The 12,136-nt window shown below is 52.9% G+C and carries 8 protein-coding genes; all 8 read left to right on the top strand.

Annotation, left to right across the window (positions count from 1 at the left end):
- The first annotated feature begins 233 nt into the window (after positions 1-233).
- On the top strand, positions 234-1,799 hold the full coding sequence (locus EC840_RS04920; protein ID WP_132964160.1) for an MFS transporter: 1,566 nt from the start codon (positions 234-236) through the stop codon (positions 1,797-1,799).
- Positions 1,800-1,885: 86 nt separating this feature from the next.
- Entirely contained in the window at positions 1,886-4,054 is a 2,169-nt protein-coding gene (locus EC840_RS04925; RefSeq protein WP_132964162.1) for a right-handed parallel beta-helix repeat-containing protein, read from the top strand.
- A gap of 73 nt (positions 4,055-4,127) precedes the next feature.
- Positions 4,128-4,808 carry an oligogalacturonate-specific porin KdgM family protein gene (locus EC840_RS04930; protein WP_129640034.1) on the top strand — a complete coding sequence of 227 codons (681 nt, stop codon included), beginning with the start codon at positions 4,128-4,130 and terminating at the stop codon, positions 4,806-4,808.
- Between the two features lie 971 nt (positions 4,809-5,779).
- On the top strand, positions 5,780-7,441 hold the full coding sequence (locus tag EC840_RS04940) for a Na/Pi cotransporter family protein (protein WP_113878205.1): 1,662 nt from the start codon (positions 5,780-5,782) through the stop codon (positions 7,439-7,441).
- Positions 7,442-7,740: 299 nt separating this feature from the next.
- Positions 7,741-8,550 (top strand): trehalose-phosphatase, encoded by an 810-nt coding sequence (gene otsB / locus EC840_RS04945; RefSeq protein ID WP_243701032.1) that lies wholly within the window; start codon positions 7,741-7,743, stop codon positions 8,548-8,550.
- Positions 8,547-9,941, top strand: a complete 1,395-nt coding sequence (gene otsA, locus EC840_RS04950) for an alpha,alpha-trehalose-phosphate synthase (RefSeq protein ID WP_132964168.1) — start codon at positions 8,547-8,549, stop codon at positions 9,939-9,941. The genes otsB and otsA overlap by 4 nt, the downstream gene beginning before the upstream one ends.
- 54 nt (positions 9,942-9,995) lie before the next feature.
- Positions 9,996-11,651, top strand: a complete 1,656-nt coding sequence (locus tag EC840_RS04955; protein WP_120163602.1) for an alpha,alpha-trehalase — start codon at positions 9,996-9,998, stop codon at positions 11,649-11,651.
- Between the two features lie 182 nt (positions 11,652-11,833).
- Entirely contained in the window at positions 11,834-12,109 is a 276-nt protein-coding gene (locus EC840_RS04960) for a hypothetical protein (protein WP_132964170.1), read from the top strand.
- The last annotated feature ends 27 nt before the right edge of the window (positions 12,110-12,136 follow it).

A 12,136-nucleotide genomic window follows, 5' to 3' on the forward strand; every position in this document is an offset into this window, starting at 1 on the left:
GTTATCTAATCATTCGAATTAAAACCAATTCATTCCCAATAGTCGCGCAAATTGTGTATTAATTATGAATGATATTGTTACACGTATCTCAAAACTGACCGCTCATTCGTACACTCCTGTGTCAAATGTGAACTAATTCACATCTATTCATTCGCCTCGCCTATATAAAACGCCATATCCATAAAATCGAAACAGCGGTTCAATTTTATAATCACTCTCCGGGCGGGACGACTATGAACGCAGAAAAACCAATTCTTTTCAGACACCAGCTGGCCTATGGCGGCGGGAACTTACTTGGCAGCGGGGCGCTGGCAATCGCCGGTATCTGGTTGCTGTACTTCTACACCACGTTTTGCGGCCTGACGTTGTTGCAGGCTTCAGCAATCTTCTCTGTCGCCAGTATCATTGATGCTATCAGTAATCCGCTGATGGGTTATCTTTCTGATAACTTTGGCAAAACGCGTCTCGGCAAACGTTTTGGCCGTCGTCGTTTCTTCATTCTGCTCGGTGTACCGCTGATGATGTTCTACCCGTTGTTATGGGTCGAAGGCTTCGGTTTCTGGTATTACCTTTCCACCTATGTGCTGTTCGAACTGATTTACACTTCGGTGATGGTGCCTTACGAAACACTGGCCACCGAAATGACCACTGATTTCTCAGCCCGCTCTAAACTGACCGGCTACAAAGCGATTTTCGGCAAAGTGGCGAACTTCCTGGCGGCCTTTATTCCGGGTCAGTTCATCCTGATTTACGGCAAAGATTCCGCTGAGCCGTTCTTCTTCACCGCACTGACTTACGGCGTCATTCTGTGTATCGCCATCGGCCTCTTATATTTATCTTCCTGGGAACGTCCGGTGGAAGAAACCACGCCGGTGGATGAGAAGAAAATGACGCTGGGCAAAACCATGCTGACGCTGGTGCGGGACATGAAGTCCACGTTCCACCTGCGCGTGTTCCGCAAGCATCTGGGCATGTATTTGTGCGGGTTCGGCGCGGAATGGCTGTTCGCCTCGGTGTTTACGTATTTCATCATCTTTGTGCTGCAATATGATCCGACGATGGTAGCCGGGCTGAGTAGTCTGAACTCCATTCTGCAGTTGTTCTCCACCGCCATTTTCATCGGAATTTGCGTGAAGCACGGCTTCAGCAAACCTTACATTCTGGCGCTCGGCATCGTTGTATTCTCGGTCGTATGCTACAGCCTGCTGCACTTACTGCATCTGCCGCAACAGTACGCGACCGTGGCGATGCTGACGATCACCGTGGTGTTTGGGATCGGCACCGGTGGCGTGTATTACATTCCGTGGACTGTTTACACCTTCCTGGCTGATATTGATGAAGCCTTTACAGGCCGCCGCCGTGAAGGGATTTACGCCGGTGCGATGACTTTCTCCGGCAAGCTGATGCGCTCGGTGATCGTCTTCGTGATGGGCGCGATTTTAAGCTTCTACGGCTTCCAGTCTAAATCCCATACGCAGCCTGAAAGCGCGGTAACGGCGATTGCGCTGGTGTTCTGCATCGGCGTGATAGCACTGGCACTGATGGCGATGGTATTCAGCCACCAGATGAAACTGAACCGCAAAACACACTTAGTGGTTCTGGGGGAAGTGGCGCGTATCAAAGCCGGCGGGGCGATCACCGACGTTCAGCCGGAAGTTCGCGCAGTGATGGAAGAACTGATCGGCTATCCGTATGAAGAATGCTGGGGCAACAGCAAAGTTTGCCGCAAAATCTTCGACACTCCCGCCGTTGAACTGGACGCGACTAAACCGATGGTCAGCGCCACGCAAAAACCGTAACCCTGATTTAACTCTGCATTTCTTACTTCACCGACTGGCCGGGAAACCGGCCAGCGACCCCTCACGTTTTTAGGATAAGAACGATTATGCGGGCATCAAAATTTGTTATTGCCGCGCTGTCCCTCGGGATGTGCGCACAAAGCAGCGCCGCTGCATTGCCTGACGCCAGTAAACTGGTCTGGCGCAGCATCACGTTTGGTCAGTCTACTGACGTCAATTTTGCCACCAACGTTTTGCCACAAAAAATCGGCATGAACGAAACCCGGCTCGCTGACGGTAAACCGGTACCTGCCGCCGGCACGTTGCTCAGCACGCCGTTTACGCTGGAAAGCCGCGGCGGCAAGGTCGGTAACAGTCATGATGGCTTAACCTACTTCTATACGAAATTACCGGCTGACGTGAATTTCCGTCTTGAGGCCGATTTCACCCTCAACCAGTTCGGGCCGGAAAACGGCGCAAAACCGGCAGGGCAGGAAGGGGCCGGATTACTGGTGCGCGATATTCTGGGTACGCCTCGTGAACCCGTGACCAAACCCGGCATTGAAGAATTACCGGCCGCATCAAATATGGTGATGAACAGCGTAATGGCTAGCGGCGATAAACCGCCGGTTCTGGCGCTGATTGCCCGTCAGGGCGTGCAACAACCGTGGGGAAATACCGGGATCAGCATCGTGCGTGAGAGTTACCACCGGCTGACCACGCCTGCACATTTCTCATTACGCCTGACCCGCACGGATAACAGTTTTGATGTCGCTTACGCGCCGCAGGGCAGCGACCAGTGGATCAGCCAGTCCGTTGCTGGGGCTGACCGTGTGACGCAGCTGGATAAAACCGGCTATTACGTCGGATTCTTTGCTTCCCGCAATGCCAGCATCACCGTCAGTCACGCCAAACTGACGCTGGATGAAGCGCATACCCAACCTTCCGCACCTTACGTGACACCGTCACTTAGAGCGCGTATCGAAGTCATGTCATCGCCACTGATCACCCGGCGTGACAGCGTGATCCAGTGGCGTACCAACGGTGACGGTCAGTTGCAGATTGATCAGGATGGCAAACCTTTACTGCGCCAGACCGCCGTTCGCGGCGGCGAAGTGATGACAGCGCCATTCCACGCACAGCAGCCTGTCACGCCGTTACAGATAATTTTTACGCCGGATAACGGCACACCGGTCACGCTGGAATTTCCGCTGAAAATGGCACTGGTCAGCAACCCTGATGAATTGCACGTGTCCCCGCAGGGCGAGGCCGGTAACGACGGTTCCGCGCAACATCCGCTTGATTTCGCCAGTGCCGTTAATCTGTTAGCGCCGGGCGGCACCTTGTGGCTGGCAGAGGGGGAATATCCGGCTGGCGTGATACCGGCAACGGCCAGCGGCACGGAACAGAATCGCAAAACGCTGCGAGCGCAGGGCGACAACGTGGTGTTTAACGGGCTGAAGCTCGATGCGAGCTTCTGGAATATCCGGGACATTACTGTCACGCAGAAAAGCTTCCACATTGCCGGCAGCTACAATCATATTGACCGCGTGAAAGCCCATCACGCCGATGATACCGGCATCTGGGTCGCCTCGCCGGACGGCATTGGCCGTGCGCTGTGGGCCAGCCATAACCTGATCAGCAATTCAGAATCCTGGGGAAATGAGGATCCGGGACGCAAAAATGCTGACGGTTTCGCGGTCAAAATGCGCGTCGGAGAGGGTAACCGGCTGGTGAATTGTTATTCGCATGACAATGTTGACGATGGCTTTGACCTGTTCAACAAAATTGAGGACGGCCCGAATGGCAGCGTGACGATTGAAAACAGTCTGTCGGTTCACAACGGCAGTAACGGTTTTAAACTGGGCGGTGAAGGATTGCCTGTCGCACACATCATCCGTGACAGCGTGGCGGTCGAAAACGGCATGGACGGTTTCACCGATAACTTCAACCCCGGTGCGCTGATTGTCGAAAACAACCGCGCGCTGGACAACAAACGCTTCAACTTCTTGTTCCGCCCGTCGCCTTACACCACGGCGGACAAGCAGGGCACCTTCAAAGGCAATCTTTCCTTGCGCACCTCGCCGGGTAAATATGACGATGCCGTGACCGGCAATGTGGACGACAGCAATTATTTTTATACCGGCCACAAAACGATGAATAAACAAAATAAAGAAATTCAGCCCGGAGATTTTATTTCTTTGCGGCTGCAGGATCCGATAACCCGTCTTTCGGACGGCGGATTTAATTACGCTGACTTTCTGAAGAAAAAGTGAATGCAGCGCAGTTAAAAAGCAATACCCATTTTAAATAAATAATATTACTCAATATCTCTGGGATCTAGAACTAATGAAAAATTGCAGACTGATACTCTGCGGCTTACTGCTGGCCAGCGCCAGCAGTCATGCCGTGACGATTGATCTTCGCCATGAATGGCTGGATGACAGTAAACAACATAAAGACCGCGCGATGGTGTCACACCGTTTCGCTAACGGGTTTGGTTTCTCGCTGGAAGCCAAATGGAAGTCCGGCGGTGACAACCCGAACAAACCCTTTAATAATCTGGTGGATAACGGTACTGAAAGCACCATAAGCTATCAGTATAAGATCACCCCTAAAGTGTTTATCCAGCCTGGCTTCACGCTGGAGTCCAGTTCTGACAGCAGCATCTATAAACCTTTTTTAACCGCAGGCTATACATTCGACAACGGGATCTATTTTAATGCCCGTTATCGTTATGAATATACCCGTTATACCAAAGAGAATACCGAAGACCGTAAAACTAATCGTGGTGAAATCTGGTTAGGTTATCGGATTGCTGACTGGCGCTTTGAATATAATTATATTTATAAACACAGCGATCAAATCCTTTACGACAATGATAAATGGGATTATGAGCAGGATCTGAAAGTCGCTTACAATATTAATAAGCAGTGGACGCCTTATGCGCAAATCGGCAATGTGTCTGTGCGGAAAACCACTGACGAAAGACAAACGCGTTTCAGGTTAGGGATCCAATATAATTTCTGATGTTATCACATTCGGGTGAGACATCTGTCAGCCGGTCAGCGAATGCTGTCCGGCTATTTCTTCACTGAAATATAAACGAAACATATCAAGCAATGTTTTCGGGTTGACAATAATATAGCGCATGGGTAAATTGCACGAGCCGCAAGTAGCGGCCTTTATTAACTTTACATAAGAGACTAATGGACACTGTAACCAGTAGCTTGCCGGATGACGCTGATATAGCGTGCCGGAACAGTAAACATAAAATCGATTGTGATCATTTCATCGTTTGGGTGTGCCTCGCCAGAGCCTGATGCTCTCGTGTAATCCTGCCTCAACCTGAATGTCACGGTCCCGAGGTGTGTTATGAAGTTCAAATCTACCCTTTTTTCTGATGGCAAAACAATGACATCCACTTTGCGTGTCCGCCCTTCCCGTGACAGGATGTTGGCTGCCTGCAAGAAAGACGCATCGTCTATTTTTTCCTCTAAAATCAACAAGATTAATCACCGCGTTACCACGTGGCGGGTCAGTCCTGTCACCGGTCAGCTGGAACAACGCTGTATCGTTTCTGACAGCGAAGATCCACATAGTCGGATTTCCTTTCACTGATTCAACGTCAGCATTTCGTTGCGCTGAACATCGTCTTGACACATGTCTGACGGCTTTGGTCGTTTTATTATTTCTTTAATAAAATTCCAGCGTCAGTTATGCATCAATAAAAGACACATAATCGATTTCACTCTGTTTACTAACTTTTTAATTAAAGGAAAATAAACGGCGGGAATTCTGCGCGAAAATAAGTAAATACCGATCACTGAAATAAGGTGAAGGGTTTCTGCTGTCTGAAAATAACAGACTGCGGTTTCATCTGCGCGTTATCCGGTGACAGGAGCATCACCATGACTGTACCGGCTTTTATCGTGACCTTGCTTTTCGTAACGGTTTTCACACCACAAAAACAACCCTGAAAAAGGGGAATGACAATGATTATGACGACTCAATCCGGAACCACACTGCTTGTGCATCTGGCAGGCGCCATCGCGCTGCTGCTGTGGGGTTCTCACATGATTTCAACCGCGCTCCAGCGCGGATTTGGTACGCCGCTGCGTCACTGGATGGGGCGGCATCTCACTAACCGCTGGATGGCGCTGCTTGCTGGCGTCGGGATTACCGGCCTGTTGCAAAGCAGCACCGCGGTCAGCCTGATGGCGACTTCATTTACCGCCGCCGGAACGCTGAGCCTGGCACCGGCGCTGGCGGTTATGCTCGGCGCGAATGTCGGGTCGACGCTGGTGGTTCAGCTGATGAGTTTCAACACCGAAATTGCCGTTCCCTTGCTGATACTGAGCGGATTTGTGGTGTTTAAACTTCGTGACCATTCCGGTTTCGAAAGTGCGGGCTGCGCGCTGATAGGCCTCGGCCAGATGCTGCTGGCGCTCGGGATGCTCAGCGCCACGCTGGGACATATCGAAACCACGCCGGTATTTCATGCGGTGATGCAGGGGCTGGAAGGCGACACGCTGATTGCGCTGATGGTTGCCATTATTCTCACGCTGGTTTGTCACTCGAGCGTGGCGGTGATTTTGCTGATTGCCTCGCTTGCTGCCACTGGCGTGATGACACCGGTTACCGCGATGGTGCTGGTTCTGGGTGCCAATATCGGCGGGGCGCTGCCGCCATTACTGAACGCGGGTTCAGCCGTGGCTCGCCGTCTGCCAGCAGGCAATTTGCTGGTGCGCGGGGCGGGATGCGTAGTGGCTCTGGCGCTGATGCCGCTGCTCGGCAAACTGGCCGCCGCTTTCGAACTGACCACGCCGCAGCTGGTGGTGATGTTTCATACCGCGTTCAGCGCCGTTCTGGCCATTATTTTTATCGGGCTGACCGGTCCGCTGGCGCGCGCACTGGAGCGGTTTTTCCCGGAAGAACCGCGTCCGGCGGATCCGGGTATGCCGATGTATCTCGACGAGGCGGGGCTGGATATTGCCTACATCGGGTTGTCCAATTCCGTGCGCGAATCACTGCGGGTTGCGGACATGCTGAACGTTATGCTCGACCGCCTGCGTGCGCTGTTTGCCGCTCCCGATCCGCTGAAAGCAGGCGAAATAAGACAGGCCGATCAGTCACTCGACGGGCTGAGTGCGGCGATCCGCGCCTATCTGGCGGATATCGGGCAGGAAGGGCTGAGCGATTCAGATGCCGACCGGGCGCAGGAAATCCTGATGTTTGTCATTAATATCGAGCACGCAGGCGACATTCTTTCCAGCAGCCTGACGCAGCTGGCAACGCGTCGCGGACGCCGTGGCGAGCAGTTCAGCGCATTCGAGCTGCACAATATCGGCCTGCTGCACGCGGAAATCCTGGTGAGTCTGCGTCTGGCGATCACCGCATTTCTTGGCGAGGATCTGGCGGCAGCGCATCAGCTGGTGGCGCGTAAAGAGGTGGTACGTCAGATAGAGGCGACAGCCAGCCGCGAGCACTTCAGAAAGCTGCGTGACGATAAAAATGCCTGGGCGGAATCCGGTGATATTTTCCAGCGCGTGCTGCGTGATTACCGGCGTGTGCATCATCACATTGCCGCCGTCGCCTATCCGGTGATTGACCGTCTGAGCGATGACGAAATCGTAACTGATGAAAGCGAGGCAAACGCATGAGTGACATTGTCACGTTTATCGGGATTTTCTGAGAACACCCTGCACCGGCGGGCTTGTGGATAAATCTGATTATCCCGTCGGTGCGCTGATAAGAGACTATATTTGTTAATTCGAAATTGTTCATCGCGAAATAGCTTGCGGTGAAATAGTTCAGAGTGAAATAGTTCAGTTCTTAATAGTTAATCGTGAACAAGGTATCAGATACAACTATTACAAAATAAGAAAACGCCCGAGGGTTTTCAGCGCAATGACGCGTTGTGTCGTAACTTATCAGCAGGAGAATGACCTTGACCTCAGAAATTCAGGAAAACACCACCGAAACACCGCTACTCCCGCACCCGGACAGTCAACAATACGCCTTCTTTTTCGATGTCGATGGCACGCTCGCCGAAATCCGCGATGAGCCCGATGCCGTGTCGATTCCGTCCGATGTCCGTCAGCATTTACAGGCGTTGTTTACCGCCTCCTCCGGCGCACTGGCGCTGATTTCAGGCCGGCCGGTTGAACAACTGGACCAGCTGGTTGCACCGTTAATTCTGCCAGCAGCCGGTGTGCACGGTGCAGAAATGCGTGACGGCGAAGGGCAGTTTCACCGCGTGACGTTACCGGCGCAGATGGCGAAAGACGTTGAACAGGCGCTCGCCGCCGGTATGGAAAAGCTGCCAGGCACATTACTGGAAGTGAAAGGGATGGCCTTCGCGCTGCATTACCGTCAGGCCATGCTTCATCAGCAGCACGTGCTCGAACTGGCAGAATCTGTGGTAGCAAAACACCCGGAGCTGGTTCTTCAGCCGGGGAAATGCGTGATTGAAATCAAACCCCGCGGCAAAGACAAAGGCGCGGCGATTTATGACTTTATGCAGCAACCGCCGTTTGCCGGACGTCTGCCGGTATTTGTCGGCGACGATCTGACCGATGAGAAAGGGTTTGAAGTCGTCAACGCGCTGAACGGAATTTCCGTAAAAGTCGGCGAAGGTTCTAGTCTGGCCAAATACCGTGTTAAACACGTCCGCGATGTTTATCAATGGCTGGATACGTTACAACGTCACGCCGCATTATCTTCATCTACTACTCATACAAACACACATACAAAGGAGTCACACTCATGAGCCGCCTGGTTGTTGTATCTAACCGTATCGCTATTCCTGACGGGTCGAAGTCCGCAGGCGGGCTGGCCGTTGGGATCCTTGACGCACTGAAAAACACCTCAGGTCTGTGGTTTGGCTGGAATGGCGAAATCAGCGAAATTTCCGGTGAAGATGACGAAGATGAGCTGAGTCTGGTTGAAGATGACGGCATCACGTACGCTTCTGTTCCGCTGGATCAGAACGATTACGACCTGTATTACTGCCAGTTTTCCAATGCCGTGCTCTGGCCCGCGCTTCATTACCGCACCGATCTCGTTGATTTCCAGCGTGAAGCCTGGGACGGCTACTGCCGCGTTAATGATCTGCTGGCGAGAAGATTGCAGCCGCTGATTAAAGAAGACGACATTCTGTGGATCCACGACTACCACCTGCTGCCGTTTGCTGCCGCATTACGCAAGCTGGGTGTGAAAAATCGCATCGGTTTCTTCCTGCATATTCCGTTCCCGACGCCGGAGATTTTCAACGCGGTGCCGACGCATGATGAGCTGATCAAAATGATGAGCGAATACGACCTGCTCGGTTTCCAGACCGAAAGCGATCGTCAGGCGTTTCTCGATAATCTGAGCCAGCTTACCGCGCTGGAACAGACCGGTTCCGGCACCCATCAGGCTTTCGGTAATACCTTTGCCACCGGCGTGTATCCGATCAGCATTGCGCCAGAAAGTATTAAAGAGATGGCGGAAGGGCCTCTGCCTCCAAAAATGGCCGCCATTGAACGTGAACTGCGTGAAGCGCAGAATATTATTTCCTGCGAGCGCCTCGATTACACCAAAGGGCTGCCGGAGCGTTTTCTGGCCTTTGAAGCGTTGCTGGAAAAATTCCCGCAGCATCGCGGCAAAGTGCGTTATACCCAGATTGCGCCGACGTCGCGTGGCGATGTGCAGGCCTATCAGGAACTGCGTCATCAGCTGGAAACCGAAGTCGGACGCATCAACGGTAAATACGGCAGCATGAATCAGACGCCGCTGTTCTATCTCAACCAGCATTTCCAGCGCAGTCTGCTGATGAAATTGTTCCGTCTGACCGACGTCGGGCTGGTGACGCCGCTGCGTGACGGCATGAATCTGGTGGCGAAAGAGTATGTCGCGGCGCAGGATCCGGCTGACCCCGGCGTACTGGTGCTTTCGCAATTCGCCGGCGCGGCGAATGAACTCACCTCGGCGCTGATTGTCAATCCTTATGACCGTGATGACGTGGCGGCGGCGCTGGATAAAGCCCTGACCATGCCGCTGGCCGAACGACAGGCGCGGTATAACGACATGATGGCCGTGCTGACTAAAAATGATATCGCAAACTGGGGTGACACCTATTTGCGGGATCTGAACAATCTGACATTGCACGGCGGCAAATAAAACGCTGTTGCAATCGTTATTGAAACCTAAGTCCTCTAACCAAAAGGCTCGCTTATGCTAAATGAGAAACATCAGACGAAGGAGATCGCAGCACTGGAAGGCGAAGAGTTTCGTCTGAGCGAACTCGAGCCAATTGAGCTGATCCTTGACCGGATGATGGACGCCGAGCCGGAACCGGAGATGATCGAAGGCCTGCCGCCTTCCGATGCGCTGACGCCTGCCGACCGTTATATGGAACTGTTCACCAGCGTCCAGTCCTCATCGCTTTTTGCCGACAGCAAAACTTTTCCTGACTGTCCGCCAAAAATGGATCCGCTGGATATCCTGCTGCGCTACCGCCGGATAAAAAACCATCCGGGCTTTAATCTGAAACGCTTTGTTGAGGCGCATTTCTGGCTGCCGGAACCGCACGGTGACGAATACGTGTCTGATCCGGGTGATTCGCTGAAAGAGCACATCGATAAACTCTGGCCGGTGCTGACGCGCCAGCCGGAAGACCATGTTTCCTGGTCGTCACTGCTGCCGCTACCGCAGGCTTACGTGGTGCCAGGCGGGCGTTTTGGCGAAACCTACTACTGGGATTCGTATTTCACCATGCTGGGACTGGCGGAAAGCGGGCGCAACGATTTGCTGCGCACCATGGCCGATAACTTTGCGTGGTTGATCGAGATTTACGGGCATATCCCTAACGGTAACCGCACCTATTATCTCAGCCGTTCGCAGCCGCCGGTCTTTGCGCTGATGGTCGAACTGTTTGAAGAAGATGGTGTGCGCGGTGCGCGTCGTTATCTTGATCATCTCAAAATGGAATATGAATTCTGGATGGATGGCGCGGATTCACTGGCACCCAATCAGGCTTATCGCCACGTGGTTTGTCTGCCGGATGGCACCTTGCTCAACCGTTACTGGGATGACAGGGACACGCCGCGTGATGAATCCTGGCGCGAAGATGTGGAAACCGCGAAACTCTCCAGTCGTCCCGCTAACGAAGTTTACCGCGATCTGCGTGCCGGTGCGGAATCAGGCTGGGATTATTCCTCGCGCTGGCTGCGTGATGGTCACCGGCTGGCCAGTATCCGCACCACGCAGTTTATTCCGATCGACCTGAACGCGTTTTTATTCAAACTGGAAAGCGCCATCGCCAATATTTCCGGCCTCAACAGTGACCGGGCGACCGAAGCGGAGTTCCGCCAGAAAGCTGAAACCCGCCGTGAAGCCATCAACCGCTATTTGTGGGATGAGACAGAAGGGTGCTTCCGCGATTACGACTGGCACCGTCAGCAGCTGGCACTGTTCTCAGCCGCCAGCGTGGTGCCTTTGTACGTCGGTCTGGCCACGCATCATCAGGCCGTTCGTATTGCTGACGCCGTGCAGACGCGCCTGCTGACCTCCGGCGGACTGATGACCACGGAATACGAAACCGGCGAACAGTGGGATAAACCTAACGGCTGGGCGCCGCTGCAATGGATGGCAATTCAGGGCTTCAAGCTGTATGGCAACGACGTACTCGGCGACCAGATTGCCCGCAGCTGGCTGAAAACCGTAAATCAGTTTTACCAGCAGCATCATAAACTTATCGAGAAATATCACATTTCCGGCAATGCGTCGCGCGAAGGTGGCGGCGGGGAATATCCGCTTCAGGACGGCTTCGGCTGGACCAACGGCGTCGTCCGCCGCCTGATTGGTTTGTACGGCGAAAACTACGACTGATCCGCAACCACATCACCACTCTGCCCCTGCTCCACCAGCCAGTTTCCGAAGGCCTGGTGGAGCAGTTCCCCCGAACACAATTGTACATTCATACATAGAACTCTTTGCCGCTCACACTTTCGTCACCGTTTAATCGGTAACCTATTGACAGGAATAGCAACAGGCAAGGAGTGGCTTGAGCAATGTTTAGATTAATCAGAGCATGGGATGCAGAGAGGGAACTTTCACCAGAAGACTTTCAGTACATCCTGACGCCGCATGAGGCTTTCAGGCAAGCGCGGATTTACTACGAACTCAGCAGCGATAATTACCCCCATTCACACCGGTTAAATGCTCATGACGTCCCATGGAGAAAAGAAAGAAGCGTGAACCTTTTTTCAGCACAAGATGAGCGTCGTTACGCTCACTACGTTGATGATGCTTATGACTTTACTAAAAGTAACATCGATTCCGGCTGAATCATCGGAATAGACACTTCTGAACAG

It is taken from the genome of Rahnella sp. JUb53 (genome assembly GCF_004346065.1).
Taxonomy (GTDB): domain Bacteria; phylum Pseudomonadota; class Gammaproteobacteria; order Enterobacterales; family Enterobacteriaceae; genus Rahnella; species Rahnella variigena.